Consider the following 24,133-nt stretch of genomic DNA (forward strand, 5'->3'; position numbering starts at 1 on the left):
ACCGCTGACCTCTTGCATGCCATGCAAGCGCTCTCCCAGCTGAGCTATAGCCCCATTGCGTAAAGCGTGTCGTGTTGACGGGCGGCATAATATGAATTCCCTTGCCAGGTGTCAACGGCAAAATCTCTCCATATTATTCAATCGCTGAAAAAGCAGGCAAAAGAAAGACATTGCGCGCTGGCTCGCAACCAGTAGTTAAACCTGTCACATTTTCCCGTTAAATGGTGCTATAACATAAACCACTAATTACCCCTACAACAATTCGGGAATTACATGCTCAAGGAACGAATGACACCAGACGAGTTAGCCAGTCTCACTGGCTATAGCCGACAAACAATCAATAAATGGGTGCGCAAGGAGGGATGGGTCACGTCGCCCAAACCCGGTGTGCAAGGCGGAAAAGCCCGCCTGGTTCATGTTAATGAACAGGTGCGAGCGTTTATTCTTAGCGCGCAACGTCAGGAGGAACATGACGCCAGCGTTATCACATCTCACGACGCTTCTCTTGAAATGCTGCTGCTTACCCTGGCGAAAGAGATGACCGACGTCGAACAAAAACAGCTCTCCTCTCTGTTAATCCGTGACGGCATTACCGGATTATTGCAACGCCTTGGGATACGCGATCAAAAATAAGATGATGAAACTAGCCAGTAAGATGACCACCGAGGAGTTAGCGGATTTTCTCGGCGTTGCAAAACAGACAGTAAATCGTTGGATCCGTGAACAGCGTTGGCAAACGGAAAGCTTACCCGGCGTAAAAGGCGGTCGTGCCAGGCTTATCCATATCAATAAAGATGTGCGGGCTTTCATTATGAAAACGCCCACCATGCGCCAGCGCAACGTCCCCTATTCGCTGGCCGAACCTGCGCCAACGTATGGTGCGGAGCCTGAAAGCACGACGCTGCGCGAGATTATTAAAGTGCTGCATAATCTGACAACAGACGAACAGCAACAGCTGGCAGTGCTTCTCGCGCGTGAGGGGCTTTGCGGTTTCTTAAACCGTTTAGGCATCGGGCAAGCCACGCAGAAATAGAAAAAGCCGGCACTTTTGCCGGCTTTATTATGTTGCTGACCATCAGTGCGTAATCTGGTGGTTTTCCCGCCGATAAGCACCCGGCGGCTGATTAAAGGTGCGGGTAAAGATCCGCGTAAAGGTTTGTTGCGAGTCAAAGCCATATTTCAGGCAAATATCGTAAACCTTCTGGTTCGTATTACGTAAATCGCGCGCGGCGAGCGATAGCTTGCGCTCGCGAATGTAACGCCCAAGACTCTCTCCTTTGTACTGCAAGAAAAGTCGTTGCAGGTGCCATTTGGAATAGCCCGCATGCGCTGCAATATCATCAATACGTAACGGTTGATGGAGATTGTCGTCGATCCAGTCGACGATAGTGTCGATAACCTGAGCGGAAATATTCATACTGCGATCCCCCTCTGCTCTTCGATTAATAAACGGGTTTATTCCCACCAGGCGCGGAAAACTTGCGCGTTATCTGCCGCAAGCACCGGTTCGCCCAGCCTCGGTGTCAGTAACCGATAATTTTTGCCCCGACTCGCTGCCGCCAGCCGTTTGTACGGATCATCCCAGGTATGTTTTGCTAACACAAAACGCCCCGCGTGGCCCGGCAGAACCGCGCGAGCATTCAGCTCTTCAGCCGCCTGAGCGGCCTCTTCCGGCATCATATGAATGTATTTCCAGTCCTCGTCATACTGGCCGTTTTCCATAATGGCGACATCCACGCCGCCAAATTGCTCACCAATAGCCTTAAAATGCGGCCCGTAGCCGGTATCGCCGCTGTAGTAGACCTTGCGTTGGTCGGTCACGAACATAAAGCTGGCCCACAGTGTCTGGTCTCGCTTCAGGCCGCGTCCGGAGAAATGCCTGGCGGGCAAAACATGCACCGTCAGGTCATCCGCAATCGTCACTTTTTGTTGCCAGTCCGCTTCGACAATAATGGCCGGATCCATACCCCAGTAACGCAAATGCGACCCGACGCCAAGCGGCGTGACGACCCGTTTGATTTTGGGCATCAGCGCTTTGATGGTGGCATAATCGAGATGATCGTAATGGTCATGCGAGATAATCAGCAGATCGATTTCCGGCAGGTTTTGCGCCGTCCACGCTGCATTTCCGGCAAAAGCTTTGTTGAGGAAAGAGAACGGTGCGGCGTAATTGCTTAAAACGGGATCGATAAGAATACGTTTCCCCGCCAGTTGCACATACCACGAAGAGTGCCCCATCCAGACCAGCGTATCCTCACTGAGCGGAAGACGGGCGAGATCCGTTTGTACCATCGGCAGCGGTTGCTGCGGGCGCACGTTTTCACGTTTGGTAACCAGAAAATCCCACCATGCGACCAGCATATTTTTCTTACCGGTATAACCGGGCGTGGGCAGCGTGTTATGGAACTTTCCATTATGATAATGGGGAGATTTTTCGACTTCGGTCAGTTGCTCACCTTGAGGCAACTGGCCAAAACCTGCATTCAGAACAAACGGTAAACTTGCGGCAGATGCGACGAGCATAACAAGAACCACGCTGAAAATAAGACGCTTCATATCCTGACCCGACAAAATCGATCCTTTCCGTGGATACGATGCTGGCTAAACTTGATTATGAGTGAGTAAGCACTCATTATAGAAAGTGACGACGAACCGTCAAGATGATTTTCTTTCTTTGACATTCGACGTTGCAGCGTGACAGAGGGCATGTTTCAATCGTGGTTTTTACAAGGTGAGGAAAAAAGTAGTGGCTCGTCCGAAGAGTGAAGATAAAAAACAGGCGTTACTGGAAGCGGCAACAAAAGCGATTGCGGAGTCCGGGATCGCCGCCTCCACGGCGTTAATAGCCCGTAACGCGGGCGTTGCCGAAGGCACTCTGTTCCGCTACTTCGCTACCAAAGACGATTTGCTCAACGCGCTTTATCTGCATCTGAAAACCGATCTCTGCGGCACAATGCTGGCCAACCTTGATCGTTCCCTCACCAATGCAAAAGCGCACACCCACTCCATTTGGGACAGCTATATCGACTGGGGCATTCGTCATCCTTGCGGTCACCAGGCGGTGCGCCAGATCGCGGTGAGTGAAAAACTCACCCCGGAAACCAAACAGCAGGTCACGGATATCTTCCCGGAACTGCACGAACTTTGTCATCGCTGTGTGCTGCCGATCTTTCTCTCTGACGAATTTGCCCCCTTCGGTGATGCCATTTTCTTATCCATGGCAGACACGACCATCACGTTTGCTGGGCGTGATCCGTCACGCATGAAAGAGATTAAGCGCCTGGGTTTTGAGGCAATGTGGCGTGCGCTGGCCGCCGGAGAAGACCATGGACAGTAAAACGCTTCAGGCCACTGCACACAGCATCGCGCTGGAGCTGCCCTTTACCGAACACTGCTGGCCGTTTGGCCCGGAGCATGATGTGTTTAAAGTGTGCGGCAAGATTTTTATGATGACCACCACCGCACACGGCAGGCCGATGGTAACGCTGAAAGCCGAGCCGCAAATGTCGCTGCTCAACCAACAAATCTACCCCAGTATTGAACCGGGGTATCATATGAACAAAAAACACTGGATCTCCGTCTTTGCGGGGGATGACATCGACGCGCCACTACTGGCCTCGCTGATTCAGGCCTCCTGGGATCGGGTTGTCGACGGGCTGCCGCGCAAAGATCAAAAACGTCTGCGCCCCTAAGCGTTATCCGCCAGCCATTTCAGCGCCTGTTCGCTCTGCTCATCCACCGGCAAATACACCAGCAAGCGTGAACCATTACGCGGCGCGGAGTACCAGTACATTTGCTGAAGGGTAAACGCCCCAAGATGCGGATGAATAAACACCTTCTCTTTATTTTCCACCCCACGGACATCCAGGTATTTGCGCCACATGTCTGCAAACTCTGCCGATGCAGCGCAAAAGCGTGCCAGCTTTGCCTCCCAGATCGGTTCGCCCCGGTGTTCTGCCATTGCGGCGCGGAAATAGGCCACAAAGGTTTGCAGCACGCTTTCATGCTGACCAAGGCGGCTACGCCAGTGGGGATTGGTCAGGTAGAGATAAATGCAATTGCGGTCTTCTTCGGCCATTTCACCAAAGTTAACCCCCATTAAGCGCTCAAATGCTACGTTCCACGCCACAATGTCAAAATTGGGTTTTTGGATACTGGCAGGTTGTGGCAGCAGGCTGTCCAGCAGACGGCGAGTTCCTTCACTGACCCCTTCGCATTGCGGAATATTTAAGGTTTCCGTTGGCGGCAATCCGGCGAGCACAAACAGGTGCCGTGTTTCGGTTGGCGAGCATTGCAATGCAGCCGCTACCGCCTGTAACACGCTGGCAGACGGGTTAACATCCCGCCCCTGCTCCAGCCAGGTATACCAGGTGACGCCAACATCCGCCAGTAATGCCACCTCTTCCCGGCGCAGTCCGGGTGTGCGGCGACGCCCGCTGCGTGGCAGCCCAAGCCGCTGCGGATCGAGGCTTTCCCGACGCGCCCGTAAAAACGCGCCGAGCTGTTTCCGGTTCTCCGCCTGGAATATCCCTTCCGGCTGTTTTTCCGCCATCAGCGTCATACATCCTCCAGCATGGTAGTGCCAGTACCAGTATAGATAAGAACTGGTACCCGTTTTTCCGATCGGTAATGCTACGTCCATCTGATGAATGACGCAATGGAGCCACCATGAATACGTCTGCTGTTTCACCTGGCCGGGCTGGCCTGATTCTTCTGCTTACGGGGCAAATGCTGCCGCTGATTGATACGTCAATCACCAACGTCGCGCTCGACGCCATTACCCTGTCGTTACATACCACCGCCACGCAGCTGGCGCTGATTGTTGCCCTCTACGGCGTAGCCTTTGCCGTTTGCCTCGCCATGGGCAGTAAACTGGGCGATAACCTTGGCCGCAGGCGCGTGTTCTTATGGGGCGTGGCGCTGTTTGGCCTCGCCTCCCTGCTGTGCGGCATGGCGAACTCGGTAAGCGAGCTGCTGGCCGCGCGCACCCTGCAAGGTATGGGGGCCGCGCTGATCGTGCCGCAGATCCTCGCCACGCTCCACGTCACGCTGAAAGGGACAGCCCATGCCCGTGCGATCAGTCTCTACGGCGGTATTGGCGGCGTGGCATTCATCATCGGCCAGATGGGCGGCGGCTGGCTGGTTTCGGCCGATATCGCAGGTTTAGGCTGGCGCAACGCCTTTTTTATTAATGTGCCGATTTGCCTGCTGGTGCTGGCGCTCAGCCAGCGCTATGTGCCGGAAACCCGCAGCGAAACGCGCACCCGCATCGACTGGCAAGGTACGTTCGCGCTGGCGCTGATCCTCTGCTGCCTGTTGTTCCCACTGGCGCTTGGTCCGGATCTTCACTGGCCGTGGCCCACTCAGGTTGCGCTGCTGGCAATATTGCCGCTGGGGGCATGGATGCGTGCCAGCGCACGCAAACAACAGCAGGCAGGCCTGATGCCGTTACTTCCGCCGCGCCTGCTGAAGTTGCACAGCGTCCGCTTTGGTTTACTGATAGCCCTGCTGTTCTTTAGTGGCTGGTCCGGTTTTATGTTCTGTATGGCACTGACATTGCAGGCGGGAATGGGCATGACGCCAGCCCAATCCGGCAACAGTTTTATTGCGCTCGGCGTCGCCTATTTTGTTTCCGCCTGGTACGCGCCGAAGCTGATCGCCCGTTACAGCACGCGCACGATTTTGTTGACCGGGCTGGTTATTCAGGTGGCCGGGCTACTGGCGCTGATCGCCACCCTGAACGTTTCTTCTCATCTGCCGGGCGCGCTGTTGCTTGCTCCTTCTACGGCGCTGATTGGCTATGGTCAGGCATTGATTGTGAACAGTTTTTACCGTATCGGGATGCGCGATATCACCGCCGGGGATGCCGGCGCAGGCAGCGCGCTCCTTAGCACGCTGCAACAGGCCACATTGGGGCTCGGCCCGGCCGTGCTTGGGGGCGTGTTCCTGCATCTGATCGGCCTGTCGCACGGTAATTACCGCTTTGCGCTGAGCGGTTTTCTGGCGACCGAAGTGGTGATGATGCTGGTACTGGCGGCAGCGGCAATCAGCGCACGTCACCCCCTCTCTCCCCGTTGCCCGACGAATGCATCACTACCCGTTACGGCGAAAAGAGGATAGTGTTATTCCTTTGTTATAAAAGGGAGCTCGCGGTGAAACTCGATATCTACCAGGTGGACGCGTTCAGTACGCGTCCTTTTTCCGGTAACCCGGCGGCTGTCTGTATAACGCCGGGCGGCCTGGATGCCGCGCTAATGCAGCATATCGCCGATGAAATGGCGGTATCGGAGACGGCATTTTTAAACCTCAGCAATAACAATCTGCGCTGGTTTACGCCACAGGCGGAAGTGGAATTATGTGGCCATGGCACACTCGCCACGGCCCATGTATTACAGCAAACCGGGCGGTTGTCCGCAGGGCAAACGGTCGTTTTTGATACCCTTTCCGGCCCGCTGGCGGCGCGTGCCGTTAGCGGCGGCATTCAGCTGGATTTCCCGCTGCTGATACCGCAAATGGACAGCCCCCCGCCGTTGGCCTTACTGGACGCACTGGGGATTTCCCCCTCGCAGGTCACGGATTACGGTACGTTTGGCGCGAAGCAGTTAGTGGTGGTGAATACGGTGCAAACCGTGCAGACGCTGAAGGTGGATTTCCAGGCACTGTGCGCCCTGCCGGGTCGCGGCGTCGTGGTCACCGCCCCTGGAGAGGGGGACTATGATCTGCTGTCACGCTATTTTGCCCCGTGGGTCGGGGTAAATGAAGATCCCGTCACCGGATCGGCACACTGTGCGCTGGCCGCATACTGGTCGGCCAGGTTGGGTAAGCGCTCGCTTACCGCTTATCAGGCTTCCCGGCGCGGCGGCGTGCTGGCGCTGGAGCAAACCGACACCGGCCGCGTGTTGATGACCGGGGCTGCCCACACGGTGCTGAGCGGCATATTACAACTTTGACGGTAACCGCGCGACCATCCGCCAGCGGAACCAAATTTGCGCCAGCAAAATCAGAACGCCGCCGAAGATTTTTTGTAACGGCAGGCGTTCGCCGTACCAGAGGGACGCGGCAATCACCGTCAGTAAAGGTTCCAGCACCATGATAATGGCAGCACTGGCCACTGCCGCGTATTTTTGCCCTTGCAGTTGCAGAGCAAAGCGCAGGCTGGTAGCGATAAAAATGCTTGCCACCAGCCACAGGGCGGTCGGGGTGGTCAATGGCTGTGACCAGGTTTCGAACAGAACGGAAATCAGCAACCCGGCGATACCCGTTATCGCCAGCTGTACTGCCGTAAGCGGCAGCAACGGAACCTCGCGCGCACAGCGGCTGGTGTAACAGAAGTTGATTGACTGCACGAAAGCGGTGAGCAAAAACCAGCCCTGGCTGGCATGGAAAGTCACCGGCACATGCAGACTGAGCAGCGCCAGACCTATTATCGCCACCGGCAGGCATTCCCAGTAAGCCCGCGCTGGCCGGGTGTTCATCATTCCCCATGCCACCAGCGGTACGAACAACATCGACAGGCTCATGATAAACGCCCCCTCGCCCAGCGACGGCGTCGTGGAGACAGACCAAATCCACAGACAGAGGTTAAGCGCCATCCAAAAACCGCTTATCAATACCTGGCGCAGCTTTGCCAGCGGAATACGTTGCCTCAGGCAGAACGGTAACAGGACCAGCGCCGCCCCAAAGAATCGTAACCCAAGAAACGCGAACACCGGCATACCGGAAATGGCCTCCCGCGAGAAAATCCAGCCACAGGCAGCGATAAGGGTGGTCAGAACGAGGAAGAGATCGGCTTTTCGTTGCCGGGTCATAAAAACACTCCAGGGCAATAAAAAACGCCAGCGCAATCGGCTGGCGGAGTTTGATTAGCATCATGCCTGAAAAAGCAGGCACTGGCGCGCTAAATTTCCTGCCAAATGTGGCAGGAAAGCTGGCGATTATGCTCTGGAAGGTGCGCGACGCAACAGTTTGAATGCCGCGAACAGGAACAGGATCCACAGCGGCAGCAGTACCGCCGACAGTCGCATGTCCTCGATGGTGTACATCAGCGCGAGGATCATCAGCATAAAGCCAATGCACAGGTAGTTGCCTGCCGGGAACAGCAGCGCTTTAAACAGCGGATCGCGGCCTTTACGTCGCATAGCAGCACGGAACTTCAGGTGCGCCAGCGAGATCATGATCCAGTTCAGCAGCAGCGTCGCCACCACCAGCGCCATCAGCATGCCAAAGGCCTTCTGCGGCAGCAGGTAGTTCACCAGCACTACCAGAGAAGTGATTGCGCCGGAGAGGATCAGGGAATTCACCGGCACACCACGACGGCTGACACGGGTCAGGAACGACGGCGCGTTGCCCTGTACCGACAAACCGAACAGCATACGGCTGTTTGAGTATACGCCGCTGTTATAAACCGACAACGATGCCACCAGAATGACGAAGTTCAGCGCTGAAGCCACTATATTGCTGTCCAGATCGTGAAATATCATCACAAACGGGCTGCTGTTGGCTTTCACATCAATCCACGGGTAAAGCGCCAGCAGCACCACCAGAGAACCGATATAGAACAGAAGAATACGGTAGACCACCTGGTTGACCGCTTTCGGGATAGTGGTATGCGGATCGCTGGCTTCCGCTGCGGTAATGCCAATCAACTCAAGGCCGCCGAAGGAGAACATGATCACCGCCAGAGCCAGAATCAGCCCATGCCAGCCGGTGGCGAAAAAGCCGTTATAACGCCAGAGGTTATCGAAGCTGGCGCGTTCGCCGCCGTGGCCGGTAAACAGCATCCACAGCCCAAAGCCAATCATGCCAATGATTGCCAGCACTTTGATCAGCGCGAACCAGAACTCGGTTTCACCGTACAGCCGCACATTTACCAGATTAACCGCGTTGATAATGACAAAGAAAGCGGCGGCCCAGATCCAGGTCGGAACGTGGGGAAACCAGTACTGCATATAGATCCCGGCGGCGGTCAGCTCCGCCATACCGACCAATACAAACATGGCCCAATAGTTCCAGCCCGCCAGAAAACCGGCAAATGGCCCCCAATATTTCCAGGCAAAATGGGAAAACGAGCCGGACACCGGCTCTTCGACTACCATCTCGCCAAGCTGACGCATGATCAGAAACGCAATAATGCCGGCAATGCCATAACCCAGCAGTACCGCCGGGCCAGCCATCTGAATCGCAGGGCCAATGCCCAGAAACAACCCGGTGCCAATCGCGCCGCCCAGCGCAATGAGCTGTATATGACGATTTTTCAACCCTCGTTGTAATGTCGGCCCTGTTTCCGACGCGGCATCGGGGCTATGACCCGCTGCCTGTGACGCGTTTTTCACGTCCTTCCCCTTCGTTGTTTTATTAAAGGGGCACCTTTTAACACCTCAGATGAACAGTGGCAAGATATGACGTGGCTCGCCCCTGCTCAAACCGTGATGATCTCAATATCCTGCGCGCTAAACGCTACCTGAAAAGGATCGCTGAGCGCGCTTTCCACTACCAGCGTATCGATCTCTTCCCCGCAGGCCACCACATAGCGCGCCACACCAGGGATCTTATTGGCGGTCAGGGCAACCAGGGTCTGATTAGCCTGAGCAATGACCGCTTTTTTAAATTCACAATCGGCAAAGTCAAAGCCCGTCAGGCCCACTTCCGGTGACATGGCGCAGCCGCCAATAAAAGCCTGGTCAAAGATGATCCCTTTTAACTGACTTAACGCGGCACCTGTTACACAACCACCAGAGCGGCGATGCAGCAGACCGCCAAGCATGATCACCTCACATAAAGGATGTTTTATAGCCGCGGCGGCGATTTCCGGCGAATGCGTCACCACCGTGATCGGTAAGGTCGGAGGGAGGGCTTTTGCCAGTTCAAGGTTTGTGGATCCCGTATCAATAAAAATGCAGCTGTCCGCCTTCATCAACTGCACACAGCGCTGCGCAAGTCTGCTTTTTATTGCCGTATCCTGCTCTTTTCGCTCGGCAAAACTCCCGTCATTACCCTGTGCGACCACTGCGCCGCCATACACTTTTTTGCAGATTCCCTCGTTGCTTAACTGCTGCAAATCCCGGCGGATAGTATGTTCGGACACTTGTAGCTGCGCGGCTAATTCCGCACACACCACCCGGCCATTCGCCAGTAACTGCTGGCGGATACGATCTTGTCGTTGATCGGGAAAAGCGGCATAATCGAGCATAACACCTCACCAAAAGCACATAAAAGGATAGAAATGAGCATGATCGCGCACACGGTTAGCGCTGTCAACCTGCGGCTCTGTCATCCTTCACCCCATTTGGAGATCGCCATGAAGATTGCACACGTCGCCCTCTGGACACGCCAGTTAGAAGCACAGCGTCAGTTCTGGCAGGACTTTTTTGCCGCCACCAGCAAGGCGAAATATGTCAGTAAAAACCGGCCAGGATTCGAATCGTATTTTCTCTCGCTGGCCGAAGGGCCGACCATTGAGTTGATGGCGCTGCCGGCACTGGCAGATGCGCCAGACCACCCGGAATTTATTGGCTGGGCGCATATCGCTATCACGGTAGGAAGTGTGGAAAAGGTGGATCAGATGGCGCGCAACGCGCAATTGCAAGGGCGGCTGGCAAGCCCGGCCAGATGGACAGGAGACGGGTTCTATGAAGCAGTGATTACCGACCCGGATGGCAACCGCATTGAACTGGTAGCCGAATAAATAAGGGAGCCTGCAAACAGGCTCCCGTGGAACATTACTCTGCCAGACGGAACTGCTGAACACTCTGCGCCAGTTGTTGGGCCTGATCTTCCAGCGAGGTCGCCGCGGCGGCCATTTGCTGGACCAGCGAGGCGTTCTGCTGGGTCACGCCGTCCATCTCGTTAACAGCGATGGTCACCTGACCGATGCCTTTTGCCTGCTCATCAGAAGCGCTGACAATCTCGCTGATAATCGACTGAACAGAGTTCACCGCCTGCGTCATCTCCTGCATGGTTTTCCCGGCGTCATTCACCAGTTGTACCCCGGTTTCGACGCGCTTCCCGGACTCTTCAATTAACGCACCAATATCTTTAACCGCATCGGCACTGCGTTGCGCCAGGTTACGCACTTCAGAGGCGACCACCGCAAATCCACGCCCCTGTTCACCGGCCCGCGCCGCTTCAACGGCTGCGTTCAGCGCCAGAATATTGGTCTGGAATGCAATGCTGTTAATGATTGCCGTGATATCGCCAATTTTCTTCGCGCTTTCGTCAATCTGCGACATGGTTTGCACCACCTGGCTGACCAGTGCTTCACCCCGGCTGGCAATCTGCGTGGCGTTTGCTGTCAGCGCCGTGGCGTGGTGCGCATTGTCGGCGTTATGTTTCACCGTCGCGCTAAACTGCTCCATGCTGGCAGCGGTTTGTTCCAGCGCGGCAGCCTGCTGCTCGGTACGCGAGGAGAGGTTGATGTTACCACTGACAATCTCTCCGGCGCCCTGGCGCACAGAATCACTCGCCTCTTTAATCTGCCCGACAATCTGCCGCAGTTGCGCCTGCATGGTATGCAGCGCATAGAACAGACTGCTGCGATCGCCCTGTTTAACAGGGATGGTGTTGTCCAGTTTGCCGTCAGCAACCGCCAGCGCAATGTGCGCACCTTCCAGCGGTTCACCACCAATCGGTTTCAACACTTTACGGCTGAAGATGAGGCCTAACAGGGCGCAAACCAGCAGGATGCTGAGCACGCCGAGGATGGCCGCATACATCAGTTGACGGTTGGCTGCCGCCATCACCTGGCTGACCGGTGCCACCACGCCCAAATACCAGTTATCAGTACTGTTGCCAATGACGATGGGTTGCCAGGTAATCAACGCTTTTTCACCGAGGATGGGGTCATCCTGCTCTACCACTCGGGTTGAGAGCTTATCGGTTTTACCGGGATAGGGTTTGCTGGTCAGATTTTTATCCGGGTAGGAGATAACTTTTCCGGCCGTCGATACCAGTACCGCATAGCCGCCCCCTTCCCAGGGTTTGATCTGATTGACCTTTTGTTGCAGCGAAGCCAGCGAAATGTCTGAAGTGATCACCGCATGCAACTTGCCGTCTCTGACAATCGGCGCAGCGACAGAAGTTAACAACGTCGGCACCCCGTTATAGGCATAGCTATAGGGTTCAATCAGCGTATCTTTTTGGCTCTTCTGCGGCAGCAGGTAGTAATCCCCCTGGCCTGGCGTAAAGATCGACGTCAACGGGTGCAGCTTGTAATTGCCGGACTGATCATGATCGACAAAGAAGGCATAGCGCCCTTTCGGTGCCTGATCCGGTTTATCGGCAAATTCCGCATCACGCCCGTCAAAGGCGTTTTCTTCGAAAATGACCGATACAGAAAGGTAGTCAGGATTATCATGCAATGCGGATTCCAGCAGTTTATCCGCCACTTTACGATCGGTAATGCCCGCTTCCGGCAGAGCAATCATGCTATGACCGAGGTTGTGCGCCACATCGCGCGCATAGCTCAGTTGCTGCTGAATATTCAGTGCTTCACTCTGGGCGATCTTTTGCAGATATTGTTCGGCAAGGCTTTTTTGTTCGCTGCTGGACTGCCAGCTCAGAACCCCGATGGTCACCACAAAACCTAAGGTGATGGTGATGGCTCCCGTCAGCAGCATTTGCGCGCGGGTGCTCATTTTTTTGGACACAAATTCTTTCGCCATTACGGCTCTCCTGGAGTCAGCCTTTTACGTCGTCGATGTTCCCTGCAGCACGAGCTCCCTGATACAAGCTCTATCGGCGCTTATTTTTTGATCTTTAATTATTTAAAGGAATGTTACGGAGGCGTAATAAAGGGGATATGTTGCATTATGCATGCACCGTATATCGGCGAAGAATGTAGCGACAGTTAACTAAACGGACTTTGCAAATTAACGTAGCATTTTATGCTGGCATGAGGAGAGAAAACTATTTTTATAGGATGTGATCGGCGAAACAGCCCTGACATATCGCCAGGGCTGAGGCTAACTTAGCCGCGATCGTCTTTCGGGCCGAGGAACCAGAAACCAAACGGTAGCGAGCCAATAATGGTAAACATCAGGCTGTAAATGGCAACCCAGGCCCCTTGCATAATGAACATGCCGGTAGTCCAGTTTTCCATCGGAAGATTGTACTGATCTTCCACACCCTGGAAGGTGACTTTAGAAATCACGCTCACGGCGACGATGAAAACAATCACCACCGCCATAATGAATTTTTTCCCCTCGCGGGTTCGCAGTTTTTCCAGCATATAAACCTCCTGTCATGTGGGTTTTCTGTGCTGCGAGTGTAACCGATCTGCTACTGAATTGTTGTTAATAATTCGTATTTGAGAGGCAACTACCCGCAAACATCCTCTGCGTACCAGCCGCACAGACTGCTGCCTTCTGGCAAAAAACCCCCTTAAATTGCCTGCGGTAACGTCATATCACCCTCCCCCAACGGGCGTTGCATCAACACAGTATCAAGCCAGCGCCCATGCTTCATTCCAACGCTTTTCAGCGTACCGATCACGGTAAACCCGGCACGGCGATGCAGTCGCAATGAGCCTTCATTTTCACTGTTCCCGACGTTTGCAATCATCTGGCGATAGCCATTTTGCTCCGCCCACGCCACCGCGTGCGTGAGCAATGCGATCCCCGCGCCTCGCTGACGAAACGCATCATCCACATAGACCGAATCCTCCAGCGTGTACTGGTAGGCATGGCGCTCACGGTAGCGCGCCAGGTAGCAATATCCACGCACGCGCCCAGCTTCTACGGCGACATACCATGGCAACCCTGCCTGTCGGCTCTTCTCCAGGCGCGCACGCATTTCATCGACATCCGGCGGGACAATTTCAAACGATGCGACCCCATGCGTAACATGGTGTGCATAGATCTGTGTTATCGCGTTAAGGTGATGTTCTTGCGCTGCAATAATGTCCATAATTCGCCCCAGTGACTGTTTACAGCAGGCTACCCGTATCCTGGCAAATCGCCCACCGGGTGGCGCTTATCACCGCTATAAGGAAAATTTTGCCATGGCCCACTTTAGCCTAGACCAGCTGGCAACTTACAAACTGGTGATCGCCCGCGGCAGCTTTACCGGCGCGGCGGAAGTGCTGGGTATTTCGCAGCCGGCGGTCAGCCTGCAAATCAGGCAACTGGAGCAGACGCTGCAAACCCGGCTGATTGAACGTTCCGGGCGCGGGTTGCGGGCTACCGCAGCAGGTGAAACTTTTCTTGCGCATTGTGCGCACATTGAAAATGCCGTCAGTGCCGCGGTGCAATCGGTCTCCCTGCATCAACAGGCCATCGGCGGTAAGGTGACGCTAGGCACCGGGGCAACGACCTGTATTCATTTGCTCCCGCCAATACTGCAGCAGCTCCGTACGGCGTTCCCGCAGCTCACCGTTGGCGTTCGTACTGGTAATACCCGTGATATTGTGCGCGCGGTTGAAGAAAACCTGATCGATATTGGCCTCGTCACCCTCCCCGCAGCCGGGCGAAATCTGGCGGTTTCACCGCTCTATAATGAAGATTTTGTCGCCATAACTGCAGAGGATGGCAACGCGGCAGAGCAGCAATTGATCGTGTTTGAATCCGGTAGCAGTACGCGACAGCTGATTGACGAGTGGCTGGCAGCGAACGGGAACGTTAATGCCCCTGCGATGGAATTAGGCAGTATCGAAGCCATAAAACGGATGGTTCGCGCCGGGCTGGGTTACAGCATCGTGCCCGACGTTGCGGTTTACACCGCAGAGGATCGCCAGGGGTTGAACGTTTCGGCCCTGCAGCCGCCTTTGCAGCGTACGCAGGCGCTGGTTATGCGGCAGGATAAAGTGGTCACACGCGGAATGACGGAAGTGCTCAACGCATTAAAAAGGCGGGGATAACCCCGCCTTACTGCGATAAATGCGCCGGCCGGCTAGCACTACGCCCTCCGGCACTGACGGATCAGAAGTCGTAGCTCATTGAGACTTTCAACTGCCGCGCTTCGCCCTGGTAAATATAGGTGCCATTGTCTTCCACACTGGCCCAATATTTCTCGTTCGTGACGTTATCCACTCCAACGCGCCAGATCATTTCGTTCTGTTCTGCATTCAGGCGCATACGGTAACGCATGCCCAGATCCAGCGTGGTGTAGCTGTCGAGTTTCTTGGTATTGGCATTGTTGGCATATTGCGAACCGGTGTAGTTCACTTTCGCCGTCGCGGTCAGTCCATCAACCGGTTTGATGTCGTATTCCGCGCCCAGCACGCCATAAAATTTCGCCACACCGATGGGGCGATTCCCCTGATAAGTGCCGTCTTTGGTTTTGGTCAGTTCTGCATCCAGCCAGGTCGCGCTGCCGTTCAGACGCAGCCCCAGCACCGGCTCGCCAAACACGTTCAGCTCAACGCCGCGGTTACGCTGTTCGCCATCCAGCGCGTAAATATTGGTGGTGCTGTCCTGAATACCCACCGGCTTGTTGATTTCAAACAGCGCCAGCGTGCCGCCCACACGGCCAAAGTCGGTTTTGACGCCGACTTCATTCTGCTTCGAGTGCGCGATCCCTACGCTTTCATACTTGTTGGCTGCGGTTTTGGGCGCAACGCCGCCCGGTTGCAACGCCTCTGTATGGTTGGCATAGAAAGAGACGACCTCCCACGGCTTATAAACTACACCGTAGGTCGGCATCCAGCGCTGCTGGGTATAACGTGCGGTGGTGGTTTCCGCCCCTGTGGCATTGCTGTAGTTACGTACCCACAGCTTCTGGTAACGGGTGCCAACGGTGAACAGTAAAGTGTCATCCAGCAGCCCTAAGGTGTCACTCAGGGTGTAGCCCTGCGCACGATAGCGGGCGGTGGTGAGCGGATCGAAATAATTCCCGCCAAAAGAGGCGTTATCCGGTTTGCTCACGGCTGAACTGTCGTAGAGGTTAACCGTGGGATTATCGCTGGAACTCGACATCCGCCAGGCGATTTTTTCCCGTTTGATATTGGCGGAGTAACCCAGGTTGACATGATGGGAGATAAAGCCGGTATCAAACTTACCGCGCAAGCCGCCCATGCCGCTCCAGGAGTCGCTGATCCGGTTGGTATCAAGGCGGCTGAAAGTGGCATCGCCCTGCGCGTTATAAAGCTTCGGTGCGCCGTACGTTCCCATTTCATGGGCATGCTGCCCACCAAACGCCGCATACGCCGTCCAGTCATTCGTCAGATCATATTCCGCGCGGGCCAGGCCGTATTCATTTTCAATGTCGCTGTATGTCCATTGCTGGCTGTAGTTTTTGCGCGTATCGGGGACGGCGGGCACAAAGTCTACTCCGCTAATATTGACGCCCATCTCCCCACCATGAAAACTCTTTTTCTGATACCCCACATCGAGCGATGTACGCAGCCGATCGCCGCGATAATCCAGCCCCAGCGACGCCGCCGTAGTACGGCGATGATCCTGTTTTACCGTCGCATCACCTTCACGGTGCAGCAGGTTCATGCGCACGCCAAACTGATTGTTATCGCCGTAGCGGCGGCCAACATCCAGGGATCCGCCCAGTTGAGAACGCGTGGAATAATCCACCCCGACACGGGTTGTCGGCGTCTCTTCCGCATGCTTCGGTTCAAGGTTAATCATGCCACCCACACCGGAAGAGGCAGAGCCGTTCATTAGCGCGTTCGAACCTTTAAACACTTCTACACGTTCCAGCATCTGGGTATCGACCACCTGGCGCGGTACGATCCCCGCCAGGCCGCCCATAAGCATGTCATCACCATCGAGTTCGAAACCGCGAATACGGTAGGTTTCGGCGAAGTTACCGTAACCCTGCCCGACCTGAACACCGGCATCGTTACTTACCACATCGGCAATGGTTTTCGCCTGCTGATCCTGCACCAGTTTTGCGGTATAGCCGATCACGTTAAACGGCACATCCATCGCCTTTTGTTCACCCAGTACGCCAAGACGCCCGCCGTGGGCGACCTGGCCGTCCAGATAGGCCGGAACCAGCTCGCTACCGCCAGGTTTAAAATCGCTGTTCGCGGACTGAACAACAATCGTGTCTTCTTTGGTTTGACGGGGGGTGGTCTCCGTGGTCGCCGCTTGTGCAGCGTGCGCAGCAGCGCCAATGGCCAGCGCAAGCAAGGTCTTGCGCAAAGGGGTGTATGTGTTTTTGCTGTTCTTCATCATCGACTCATATCGAAGTGTGTGGAAAACGGCCCGTTGCCAGGCCGGGGTGATTATTGATTCAGTGAAATTCGGGCCACGCTGTCCGGCCCGTTCGTGGAGTGATCTTTATTAAATGGCTGCTTCACGGTGACATACAGTGTCTGCCCGTCGGCAGAGAGCAGCAGGCTGTTCGGGTTCGGCGGCAGATCCCAGCTCTGCTTCACCGCATAGCTTGTTGCATCCAGGCTCAGCACTTTGCCGGACTCACGCTGGCTAATGTAGATCTCATGACGTTTCGGGTTGAATTTCACCGCCAGCGCATCCCCGTCAATCTGTTTCAGCACCTTGCCGCTGTGGATATCCAGCACCAGCGTGGTTTTCGCTTTCGAGTTATCGGTGACAAACAGACGGCCAGTTTCGCTGTCTTCGGCAATATTCAGCAGCAGGGCCGGTTTATCGCCCAGCGGTTTCCAGCGTTGTTCAATACGGTTGTTGCGCGGGTTCACCACCAGCACTTCACCGCCGCCGTTTGCCACATACAGACGCTGGGTTTGTTCCGACCAGTGCAGGCCAGTGACCCACTTACCGGCATGTTTAATACGCGCTTTTACTTTCAGAGTGCTGGCATCAACGACCCAGACCAGGGCCGGATCGGCAACACCGCCGATATAAAGCAAGCCGTTATGCAGCAGGATTTCCCGCGCACCATACGGCTGGCCTTTCTCGTTGCGCTCCGGGAACAGGGTGCGGGAAACCACTTTGCCGTTGCGGGTATCAATAGCGCTCACACCGCCATCCAGCGAGTGGGTGACATACACGGTTTGACCGTCCGGGGAGATCGCCATAGCAAAATTTTTAAGATCGGTATGTGTCACGCCGAGCGTTTTCAGCGTGGTCGGATCCAGCTTATATACCACCCCACCCTGCACATCTTTAAAGCCTTCCGCGCTGGAAACATATAACGCATCACCCTGCGGGCTGAGGGTCATTTCATACAGTCCGCTTGCCAGATCGCGTTTCACGACATGGGCAGGCTGCGGATGCGTTACCGCCGTTTTTTGCGCATCGACAGCAGGCTGTGCACGGTTAATGTTCTGCGCGCTGCAACCCGCAAGCGCCATGGCCGCCAGCAGTGCCAGAACGGAGGTTTTCATCTTCATTGGGAGGATCCTTTACCGTTAATGTCGTTAAGGCAGGCGAGTCACTGCGTCACACATAACCTGTGATGATTTCGATAAAGGCAGGTCTGTTGCCCGGCGCAGCTCGCCACTGCTGTTCAGTGTCCCTGTAAGCGTGCAGGCCTACTGTAAATGCGGGAGAATTCCTTGCTGCGCCCGCAAACACTAAAGAGAATGAGAACTATACGCATTCTTTTAGGCCAGGCAAGAACTATTGCGAACTTCTGTTGTCGGGCGTGAAAAGTGAGCTATCGGGTGACAATGTTGCACTCATTGCGGATTAACGTGTCAACGTTCCAGCGTTGGAAGGCGACACAGCGAATGACGATCCGAGCGGGCAGGCGTGTGAAGCGCCGGATACCGAGCCAGTGAACTTGCACTAAATACGGGGTTGATTGTTAAGATGATAAAGATTATCTTTCTCATTACCGAATAGTTGAGTGAATCACTCGGGTATTCGGTACGACATTGCTCACATTGCTTCCAGTATTTTTTGCCCGCTTTCATAGCGGGCTTTTTTTACCCCTGTCCTTCCCTGCGGCCCTGTATCTGACGGTTGTTTGCGTTAAAGAACCATAATCTGCCGTTATTCCGCCACGCACTTAATTGAAATCAAACCGTCACAAATCCACCTTAACCTAAGAATATTCTCATACCGGATGTATGCCGAACATGGATATACCGCTTTCATCACGACAGCTAAGCGCTGGCATGTTGCGCCTCGCCGTGCCGCACGTGACGCCAGACAATAACAATGCGCAGGTGATGTCACTGTTCAACGAACATCACGCCCTGATTGGTTTACCGGTACTGGAAAATAACCGTCCGATTGGCATGATCAACCGACATATTTTTCTCTCGCAGATGAGCCGGCCCTTTTTCCATGAACTGTACGATCAGAAAAGCTGCATCGCGTTTATGGATAAAAGCCCGTTGATTGTCGACGCTGATGCGGGGCTTGAATACCTGTCTGAACGGGTGATTGAAACCGGTGATAAAGCGGTAACCGAAGGCTTTATTCTCACCCAACAGGGGCAGTACATTGGCATCGGCCTTGGGATTGACCTGATCCGCACCGTCTCAGACTTGCAGGCCAAGCAGCACCTGCAAATTATGCAAAGCCTTGAATATGCGCGCATTATTCAGGAATCGATGCTCAGTCGCTCGCGTAACACCATTGAGCAAACGCTGGCGGACTGGTGTTTATACTGGCACCCACGTGACTGCGTCGGTGGGGATATTTATGCTTTCCAGCGCAGCGAAAAAGGCTGGTTGATGGTGCTTGCCGACTGTACTGGCCACGGTGTACCCGGCGCGTTTATGACCTTTATTTTCTCTTCCGCGCTGGAAAAAGCGCTCACCCTGGCTCCGGCGGAGGCGCCAGAGCAACTGCTTAGCCATATCAATCAACATATTAAAAAGACGCTGAGCCAGGTGCACCCTTCCGCCGATCGCAGCCAGTCGAATGATGGTTGCGATGCGATTGCCCTGTATGTCGACACCCATAATGCGCAGGTAAGCTGGGCCAGCGCCCGGATGCATGCCTTTATGCTGGGCGCAGAAGGTGAAGAAGTCATCGCACTGGAAAGCTGTCGCAAAGGCATCGGCTATACCGATACGCCCGTGGATTATCAGTGGCGGCGTTATTCGGCTCCCCTGCACCGGGGAGATACCTTTTTGATGGTGTCGGATGGCGCGACCGATCAGCCCGGTGGCCCGCGCGACATTATGTTTGGCAAAAAACGTATTCAGTCACTGTTGGCGCAACACCGCGCGTTGCCGATGTCCGGCCTTTCCGATGCCCTGCTGGCGGCGTTGAAAAGCTGGCAAGGGCAACAGGCGTCGCGCGACGACATGACATGGTTTGGTTTTCGCTGGTAGATAAAAGCATGCAAATAAACGACCTGCAGGTCAAAGAAGCCGTCCTGCTCCCCCTTTTTACCCTGCAACGGCAGAATGCCGTTGAGCTGTTTTATACCGGCTATTTTTCCCAGCAGCATATTGTTTCGCTGGGCGAGGTCATGCGCACATGGCTGGATAAACACGAATCCTCCGCCATCACGCGGCGTAAATTGTTTTCGGTATTTATCGAGATGGGACAAAACATTGTGCGCTACTCCTCTGACGAGCGTTTTTTGTGCACCGGTCAGGATGAGCTGCGCTTCGGTTCGGTCTGCTTCCATATGGACCCACGCCACTATTACCTCGAAACCGCGAACCTGGTGGGGCCGGAAGCCTCCTCGCTGCTGCAAACCAATCTGGAGGTATTGCGCACCATGACGCAGGCGGAAATTCGCGATGCCTGGAAGCAGGGTTTGCGCGCCGAAGCGCCCGCCACCAGCAAAGGAGCAAACATTGGTTTGCTGACCATGGCACGGGACACCAGTGCACCGCTGGAATATCGCATTCACCCTCTGGCGGCAGGCAACCTGTCCGCCTTTCACTTAAAGGCGACCTTTTGCCATGACTGAGATGACACTGACGCCCCTGATTGAACTGGCTGCCACCGCTGCCACACCGGAGGTAAAGTTCGATTTTGCCGCGCAGCGACTGCTGCTCAAAGGTGAAGCCTACCCGGAAAATGCGGCCGCCTTCTTTCGCCCCCTGCTGGAAGCAACGGAAACCTGGCTGCAAACCCGGCCGCACAGCGATGCCCCCGTGCAGTTGCACGTTGCGCTGAGCTATTTCAACAGTTCCAGCACCAAGCTGTTATTTACCCTGTTTGAAAGCCTGAATGAGTATGCGAAACGTGACATACAGTGTGAATTGCACTGGTATTACGACGCAGAAGACGATATCTCCGAAGAGTTTGGCCAGGAACTGCGTATCGACTTCCCTTCGCTGGCGGTTTTTCTGATCCCGGACATCAACGCATGTTAGATATCAATGAGCTGTTCCGCGAGGACTACTCCGTCCTCGAAGATGCCCGGCTGGCGGCCGCTGACGATCGGCTTTCCGCCGATGCCTGCCGTGAGAAGCTGTGGTCGGTGGCAAAAAACTATCAACGGCTGATCCGTGAATCCTATCGGCTGATTTCACGCAGCGATCGCGCGGAACGCGAACTTAACCGCATGAATGAGCAGTTGCAGCACCTTGCGGCACGCCTGGAGTATGAAGCCACCCACGATCCGCTGACAGCCGTGTTTAACCGCAGCGCGATCATCACTCACATCAATCAGGGTCTGAAGACGGGAAATGTCGCGCTGATCCTGCTGGATATCGATCATTTCAAACGCATCAATGACGAATATGGCCACCCGATGGGCGACCGGGTGATCTGCGCGCTGGTATCACGGATCCGCCGCGCGGTGCCCGAAAGCGCGGCGATTGGCCGGGTAGGCGGTGAAGAGTTCACCATTGTATTGCCCGAAGCCCGAATAGAGGAAGCGATGATCATTGCCAGCTATATTCACGCCTCGCTAAATGCCTCGCCGCTGGACGTTTTACCGCAACAATTCGTCACCGCCAGTTTTGGCGTTAGCCTTGGCGTCAAAGAGAGCGACTTTGAAACGCTCTACAGCACGGCAGACACCGCGCTGTATCAGGCCAAAAACCGTGGACGCAACCAGGTGGCGCTGTATGACGCGTTTTTTCGCCAGCCCGCAAAGGCCTGCTAAGCACCAGGGCTGTCTTTATTCAGGCATCAGTTGCGTAAATCGCTTAAGAAACGCTGTGCTCGCGGGTGTTTGGGTGCCTGAAAAAACGCCTCCGGCGTGGATTTCTCCAGAATACGCCCCTGATCCATAAACCAGATGGTATCTGCCACGTCGCGGGCAAAGTGCATCTCATGCGTTACGCACATCATGGTCATTCCCTCCTGCGCCAGTGAACGCATGACGCTCAACACCTCACCGACCATTTCCGGATCCAGCGCCGAAGTCGGTTCATCGAACAGCATCACTGGCGGTTTCATTGCCAGCGCACGGGCAATCGCCACCCGCTGCTGTTGACCACCGGAAAGCTGCGCCGGGTAAGCATTCGCTTTGTGCGACAACCCGACCCTTTCCAGCAACTCTCCGGCGTGCTTACGCGCTTCCGCCCGCTTCACACCCAGCACTTTGACTGGCGACATCATAATATTGTCCAGCACCGAGACATGCGGAAACAGATTGAAGTTCTGAAACACAAACCCGATGCGGGTACGTAACTGATTAAGACGTGTGCTGCTGCCATGAATGTCGATGCCATCAAACAGAATTTGCCCTTCCTCTATCGGTTCCAGGCGGTTAACGGTGCGGATCAGCGTTGATTTTCCCGAGCCGGATGGCCCACAAACCACCACCACTTCGCCCGCTTTTACTTCTGCACTCAACTCGGTCAGCGCCTGGTAGTCACCGTACCATTTGTTAACCTGATTAAATAAAATCATCGGGATCATGGTGTTTCCTTATTCAGATTACGATTGGCGAACAGTAGCGCCGCGTCTGTATCATCCACGGTACGTTGTGGCTGAGCGGTCTGGCGTTTTTCCGTCACCCAACGCTCCAGGCGGTTAGCCAGCCAGGTCAGGCTGAAACAAATGATGTAATAGCTCAGCGCCACAATAGCGAACACCTGGAACGGTTTGGTCAGCAGCTGATTGCTGACCTGGTTGGCGGCATAGGTCAGTTCCGGAACGTTAATAACGTACCCCAGCGTGCTGTCCTTGATGATCGACACCAGTTGGCTCACGAGGCTGGGTAAAGCATTGAACAGCGCCTGCGGCAGTATCACCAACCGCAGGGTTTTCAGATGGCTCATCCCCAGCGCGCGGGACGCTTCATATTGCCCGTGCGGCAGCGCCTGGATCCCGCCGCGTACGATCTCGGCAATATAAGCACTCTCGTAAATCACCAGCGTACAAAGCATGGTCGAGAAGCCACTGATGTTCTGACCCATCAACAACGGCACGCAGAAATAGGTCCAGAACACCACCATCATCAATGGAATACCGCGCAAGGTGTAAACCCAGCAGGCGGCGGGCCAGCTTAACCAGCGCCACGGCGATATTCTTGCCAGCCCGACCAGCACGCCAAGCGGAAACGAAAGAAGCACCGCCAGCAGCGAGATAAGCAGCGTACATAACACGCCACCCAGCGGGCCATTCGGGTACTGCCCCATCAGGAGCAGCATGCCGTGGTCATGTAAAATGGTAAAAAAATCAAACACGGCGCTTACCTCGCATAGGCACGTTGAAAACGACGCGCCAGCAGCGCGCCCAGCCCCATCAACAACAGCGAAAATGCCAGGTACCCGACCGTGCCAATCGCATACGCTTCAAAGGTGCGGAAGGTCTGGTTTTCGAGGTCGCGCGTCACGTAAGTCAGTTCTGTCACGCCGATCACCATCGCCAGACTGGTGTTTTTAAATAACAACACACTGTGGTTAATCAATGCAGGCAGCGCATTACGGATCCCCTGCGGTAAAATGACGGAACCCATCGCCCGCATATACCCCATGCCCAGCGCGCGCGCCGCCTCATTTTGCCCATCCGGAATGGCCCGCAATCCGCTGCGGATATCTTCAGAAAAGTAAGCCGCCTGGCATAAGCCAAGGGCAAACATTGAAAACAAAAACTCGGCATTGAAGTCATTGATCCACATCTGCAACGACTCCGGCAGCAGGGTGGGAATGGCGAAATACCACATCATTAACTGGATAAGCGTCGGCACGTTGCGGTGGTATGAAACATAGGCCGCCACCAGCCGCATGGCATAGCGGTTTTCACTCATCCGGATAACCAACAGCAACAGTGCGATGAACATGGCCAACAGCCAGGCGCCCAACGCCAGCTCCAGCGTCATTGTCGCCCCTTGGACGATCATGTCGCCTGAATGGCCGGTCAGCACAGCAGAAAAATCGAGCGCCATAGCA

The 24,133-nt window shown here is 55.0% G+C and carries 26 protein-coding genes; 12 read left to right on the forward strand and 14 right to left on the reverse strand.

Annotated features, from left to right (window positions below; all coding sequences use genetic code 11):
* Positions 1–273: 273 nt before the first annotated feature.
* Together RTX30_RS20260 and RTX30_RS20265 are read left to right on the forward strand one after the other, a co-directional pair.
* Positions 274–633, forward strand: coding sequence for a YfeC-like transcriptional regulator (locus tag RTX30_RS20260; protein WP_312692205.1), 360 nt, complete (start codon positions 274–276; stop codon positions 631–633).
* A 1-nt stretch (position 634) separates the two neighbouring features.
* Positions 635–1,033, forward strand: a complete 399-nt coding sequence (locus RTX30_RS20265; protein WP_312692207.1) for a YfeC-like transcriptional regulator — start codon at positions 635–637, stop codon at positions 1,031–1,033.
* A gap of 42 nt (positions 1,034–1,075) precedes the next feature.
* On the opposite strand, the gene RTX30_RS20270 is transcribed toward RTX30_RS20265, so the two are convergent.
* Both RTX30_RS20270 and RTX30_RS20275 read right to left on the reverse strand, forming a co-directional pair.
* Positions 1,076–1,417, reverse strand: coding sequence for a RamA family antibiotic efflux transcriptional regulator (locus RTX30_RS20270; RefSeq protein ID WP_312692209.1), 342 nt, complete (start codon positions 1,415–1,417; stop codon positions 1,076–1,078).
* 38 nt (positions 1,418–1,455) lie between these two features.
* Entirely contained in the window at positions 1,456–2,571 is a 1,116-nt protein-coding gene (locus tag RTX30_RS20275) for an MBL fold metallo-hydrolase (protein ID WP_312692211.1), read from the reverse strand.
* Between the two features lie 175 nt (positions 2,572–2,746).
* Between RTX30_RS20275 and RTX30_RS20280 the strand changes: the two genes are divergently transcribed.
* Together RTX30_RS20280 and RTX30_RS20285 are read left to right on the forward strand one after the other, a co-directional pair.
* Positions 2,747–3,337 carry a TetR/AcrR family transcriptional regulator gene (locus tag RTX30_RS20280; RefSeq protein ID WP_312692213.1) on the forward strand — a complete coding sequence of 197 codons (591 nt, stop codon included), beginning with the start codon at positions 2,747–2,749 and terminating at the stop codon, positions 3,335–3,337.
* Positions 3,327–3,692 carry an MmcQ/YjbR family DNA-binding protein gene (locus RTX30_RS20285; protein ID WP_312692215.1) on the forward strand — a complete coding sequence of 122 codons (366 nt, stop codon included), beginning with the start codon at positions 3,327–3,329 and terminating at the stop codon, positions 3,690–3,692. Before RTX30_RS20280 ends, RTX30_RS20285 begins: the two co-directional genes overlap by 11 nt.
* On the opposite strand, the gene RTX30_RS20290 is transcribed toward RTX30_RS20285, so the two are convergent.
* Positions 3,689–4,561 carry a helix-turn-helix transcriptional regulator gene (locus RTX30_RS20290; RefSeq protein ID WP_409429835.1) on the reverse strand — a complete coding sequence of 291 codons (873 nt, stop codon included), beginning with the start codon at positions 4,559–4,561 and terminating at the stop codon, positions 3,689–3,691. The genes RTX30_RS20285 and RTX30_RS20290 overlap by 4 nt on opposite strands.
* Positions 4,562–4,668: 107 nt before the next feature.
* Between RTX30_RS20290 and RTX30_RS20295 the strand changes: the two genes are divergently transcribed.
* Positions 4,669–6,120: an MFS transporter gene (locus RTX30_RS20295; RefSeq protein ID WP_312692217.1), complete on the forward strand. Its 1,452-nt coding sequence runs from the start codon at positions 4,669–4,671 to the stop codon at positions 6,118–6,120.
* A gap of 32 nt (positions 6,121–6,152) precedes the next feature.
* Entirely contained in the window at positions 6,153–6,950 is a 798-nt protein-coding gene (locus RTX30_RS20300) for a PhzF family phenazine biosynthesis protein (protein WP_312692219.1), read from the forward strand.
* Here the strand turns inward: RTX30_RS20300 and RTX30_RS20305 are convergent.
* The 3 genes from RTX30_RS20305 to RTX30_RS20315 all read right to left on the reverse strand — a co-directional run bounded on the left by RTX30_RS20305 (position 6,939) and on the right by RTX30_RS20315 (position 10,189).
* Entirely contained in the window at positions 6,939–7,808 is an 870-nt protein-coding gene (locus RTX30_RS20305) for a DMT family transporter (protein ID WP_312692221.1), read from the reverse strand. The two genes, RTX30_RS20300 and RTX30_RS20305, sit on opposite strands and share 12 nt — an antisense overlap.
* Before the next feature lie 126 nt (positions 7,809–7,934).
* A complete protein-coding gene (gene pheP / locus RTX30_RS20310; protein WP_312692223.1) occupies positions 7,935–9,332 on the reverse strand; it encodes a phenylalanine transporter in 1,398 nt (465 codons plus the stop codon).
* Positions 9,333–9,418: 86 nt separating this feature from the next.
* A complete protein-coding gene (locus RTX30_RS20315; RefSeq protein WP_312692225.1) occupies positions 9,419–10,189 on the reverse strand; it encodes a DeoR/GlpR family DNA-binding transcription regulator in 771 nt (256 codons plus the stop codon).
* Positions 10,190–10,297: 108 nt separating this feature from the next.
* Between RTX30_RS20315 and RTX30_RS20320 the strand changes: the two genes are divergently transcribed.
* Positions 10,298–10,684: a VOC family protein gene (locus RTX30_RS20320; protein ID WP_312692227.1), complete on the forward strand. Its 387-nt coding sequence runs from the start codon at positions 10,298–10,300 to the stop codon at positions 10,682–10,684.
* Positions 10,685–10,718: 34 nt separating this feature from the next.
* On the opposite strand, the gene RTX30_RS20325 is transcribed toward RTX30_RS20320, so the two are convergent.
* The 3 genes from RTX30_RS20325 to RTX30_RS20335 all read right to left on the reverse strand — a co-directional run bounded on the left by RTX30_RS20325 (position 10,719) and on the right by RTX30_RS20335 (position 13,902).
* Entirely contained in the window at positions 10,719–12,659 is a 1,941-nt protein-coding gene (locus RTX30_RS20325) for a methyl-accepting chemotaxis protein (RefSeq protein ID WP_312692229.1), read from the reverse strand.
* Between the two features lie 305 nt (positions 12,660–12,964).
* The gene (locus RTX30_RS20330; protein ID WP_312692231.1) at positions 12,965–13,225 is read right to left on the reverse strand and encodes a DUF2534 family protein; all 261 of its coding nucleotides are present in this window, start codon (positions 13,223–13,225) and stop codon (positions 12,965–12,967) included.
* A gap of 152 nt (positions 13,226–13,377) precedes the next feature.
* Positions 13,378–13,902, reverse strand: a complete 525-nt coding sequence (locus tag RTX30_RS20335; protein ID WP_312692233.1) for an N-acetyltransferase family protein — start codon at positions 13,900–13,902, stop codon at positions 13,378–13,380.
* Between the two features lie 94 nt (positions 13,903–13,996).
* Here RTX30_RS20335 and RTX30_RS20340 point away from each other — a divergent pair, with 94 nt between their 5' ends.
* Positions 13,997–14,851 (forward strand): LysR family transcriptional regulator, encoded by an 855-nt coding sequence (locus tag RTX30_RS20340; protein ID WP_312692235.1) that lies wholly within the window; start codon positions 13,997–13,999, stop codon positions 14,849–14,851.
* A 61-nt stretch (positions 14,852–14,912) separates the two neighbouring features.
* On the opposite strand, the gene RTX30_RS20345 is transcribed toward RTX30_RS20340, so the two are convergent.
* Complete coding sequence (locus RTX30_RS20345; protein ID WP_409429836.1) at positions 14,913–17,123, reverse strand: TonB-dependent receptor; 2,211 nt, start codon at positions 17,121–17,123, stop codon at positions 14,913–14,915.
* Between the two features lie 50 nt (positions 17,124–17,173).
* Positions 17,174–18,262, reverse strand: a complete 1,089-nt coding sequence (locus tag RTX30_RS20350; protein ID WP_312692237.1) for a YncE family protein — start codon at positions 18,260–18,262, stop codon at positions 17,174–17,176.
* Positions 18,263–18,952: 690 nt separating this feature from the next.
* Between RTX30_RS20350 and RTX30_RS20355 the strand changes: the two genes are divergently transcribed.
* The 4 genes from RTX30_RS20355 to RTX30_RS20370 are packed head-to-tail and all read left to right on the forward strand — an operon-like array spanning position 18,953 to position 21,897.
* A complete protein-coding gene (locus tag RTX30_RS20355; RefSeq protein WP_312692242.1) occupies positions 18,953–20,161 on the forward strand; it encodes a SpoIIE family protein phosphatase in 1,209 nt (402 codons plus the stop codon).
* 8 nt (positions 20,162–20,169) lie between these two features.
* Positions 20,170–20,751 carry a SiaB family protein kinase gene (locus tag RTX30_RS20360; RefSeq protein ID WP_409429837.1) on the forward strand — a complete coding sequence of 194 codons (582 nt, stop codon included), beginning with the start codon at positions 20,170–20,172 and terminating at the stop codon, positions 20,749–20,751.
* Positions 20,744–21,160: a DUF1987 domain-containing protein gene (locus RTX30_RS20365; RefSeq protein ID WP_312692246.1), complete on the forward strand. Its 417-nt coding sequence runs from the start codon at positions 20,744–20,746 to the stop codon at positions 21,158–21,160. Before RTX30_RS20360 ends, RTX30_RS20365 begins: the two co-directional genes overlap by 8 nt.
* A complete protein-coding gene (locus tag RTX30_RS20370; protein WP_312692248.1) occupies positions 21,154–21,897 on the forward strand; it encodes a GGDEF domain-containing protein in 744 nt (247 codons plus the stop codon). The genes RTX30_RS20365 and RTX30_RS20370 overlap by 7 nt, the downstream gene beginning before the upstream one ends.
* 26 nt (positions 21,898–21,923) lie before the next feature.
* Here RTX30_RS20370 and RTX30_RS20375 read toward each other — a convergent pair whose 3' ends face one another.
* The 3 genes from RTX30_RS20375 to RTX30_RS20385 are packed head-to-tail and all read right to left on the reverse strand — an operon-like array spanning position 21,924 to position 24,129.
* Positions 21,924–22,658, reverse strand: coding sequence for an amino acid ABC transporter ATP-binding protein (locus RTX30_RS20375; protein ID WP_312692250.1), 735 nt, complete (start codon positions 22,656–22,658; stop codon positions 21,924–21,926).
* Positions 22,655–23,428, reverse strand: a complete 774-nt coding sequence (locus RTX30_RS20380) for an amino acid ABC transporter permease (RefSeq protein WP_312692252.1) — start codon at positions 23,426–23,428, stop codon at positions 22,655–22,657. Before RTX30_RS20380 ends, RTX30_RS20375 begins: the two co-directional genes overlap by 4 nt.
* 5 nt (positions 23,429–23,433) lie before the next feature.
* Positions 23,434–24,129: an amino acid ABC transporter permease gene (locus RTX30_RS20385; RefSeq protein WP_312692254.1), complete on the reverse strand. Its 696-nt coding sequence runs from the start codon at positions 24,127–24,129 to the stop codon at positions 23,434–23,436.
* Between the last annotated feature and the right edge of the window lie 4 nt (positions 24,130–24,133).

This window comes from Kosakonia sp., assembly GCF_032052965.1.
In the GTDB taxonomy this organism is placed as follows: domain Bacteria; phylum Pseudomonadota; class Gammaproteobacteria; order Enterobacterales; family Enterobacteriaceae; genus Kosakonia.

Excerpts from the sequence above, each read along its gene's own strand:
- RTX30_RS20320 (WP_312692227.1), top strand. The coding sequence starts at position 10,298 with ATGAAGATTGCACACGTCGCCCTCTGGACACGCCAGTTAGAAGCACAG.
- RTX30_RS20335 (WP_312692233.1), bottom strand. The coding sequence starts at position 13,902 with ATGGACATTATTGCAGCGCAAGAACATCACCTTAACGCGATAACACAG.
- RTX30_RS20265 (WP_312692207.1), top strand. The coding sequence starts at position 635 with ATGATGAAACTAGCCAGTAAGATGACCACCGAGGAGTTAGCGGATTTT.
- RTX30_RS20365 (WP_312692246.1), top strand. The coding sequence starts at position 20,744 with ATGACTGAGATGACACTGACGCCCCTGATTGAACTGGCTGCCACCGCT.
- RTX30_RS20290 (WP_409429835.1), bottom strand. The coding sequence starts at position 4,561 with ATGACGCTGATGGCGGAAAAACAGCCGGAAGGGATATTCCAGGCGGAG.
- RTX30_RS20340 (WP_312692235.1), top strand. The coding sequence starts at position 13,997 with ATGGCCCACTTTAGCCTAGACCAGCTGGCAACTTACAAACTGGTGATC.
- RTX30_RS20260 (WP_312692205.1), top strand. The coding sequence starts at position 274 with ATGCTCAAGGAACGAATGACACCAGACGAGTTAGCCAGTCTCACTGGC.
- RTX30_RS20375 (WP_312692250.1), bottom strand. The coding sequence starts at position 22,658 with ATGATCCCGATGATTTTATTTAATCAGGTTAACAAATGGTACGGTGAC.
- RTX30_RS20285 (WP_312692215.1), top strand. The coding sequence starts at position 3,327 with ATGGACAGTAAAACGCTTCAGGCCACTGCACACAGCATCGCGCTGGAG.
- RTX30_RS20270 (WP_312692209.1), bottom strand. The coding sequence starts at position 1,417 with ATGAATATTTCCGCTCAGGTTATCGACACTATCGTCGACTGGATCGAC.
- RTX30_RS20350 (WP_312692237.1), bottom strand. The coding sequence starts at position 18,262 with ATGAAGATGAAAACCTCCGTTCTGGCACTGCTGGCGGCCATGGCGCTT.
- RTX30_RS20295 (WP_312692217.1), top strand. The coding sequence starts at position 4,669 with ATGAATACGTCTGCTGTTTCACCTGGCCGGGCTGGCCTGATTCTTCTG.
- RTX30_RS20385 (WP_312692254.1), bottom strand. The coding sequence starts at position 24,129 with ATGGCGCTCGATTTTTCTGCTGTGCTGACCGGCCATTCAGGCGACATG.
- RTX30_RS20325 (WP_312692229.1), bottom strand. The coding sequence starts at position 12,659 with ATGGCGAAAGAATTTGTGTCCAAAAAAATGAGCACCCGCGCGCAAATG.
- RTX30_RS20330 (WP_312692231.1), bottom strand. The coding sequence starts at position 13,225 with ATGCTGGAAAAACTGCGAACCCGCGAGGGGAAAAAATTCATTATGGCG.
- RTX30_RS20370 (WP_312692248.1), top strand. The coding sequence starts at position 21,154 with ATGTTAGATATCAATGAGCTGTTCCGCGAGGACTACTCCGTCCTCGAA.
- RTX30_RS20345 (WP_409429836.1), bottom strand. The coding sequence starts at position 17,123 with ATGATGAAGAACAGCAAAAACACATACACCCCTTTGCGCAAGACCTTG.
- RTX30_RS20315 (WP_312692225.1), bottom strand. The coding sequence starts at position 10,189 with ATGCTCGATTATGCCGCTTTTCCCGATCAACGACAAGATCGTATCCGC.
- RTX30_RS20360 (WP_409429837.1), top strand. The coding sequence starts at position 20,170 with ATGCAAATAAACGACCTGCAGGTCAAAGAAGCCGTCCTGCTCCCCCTT.
- RTX30_RS20355 (WP_312692242.1), top strand. The coding sequence starts at position 18,953 with ATGGATATACCGCTTTCATCACGACAGCTAAGCGCTGGCATGTTGCGC.
- RTX30_RS20305 (WP_312692221.1), bottom strand. The coding sequence starts at position 7,808 with ATGACCCGGCAACGAAAAGCCGATCTCTTCCTCGTTCTGACCACCCTT.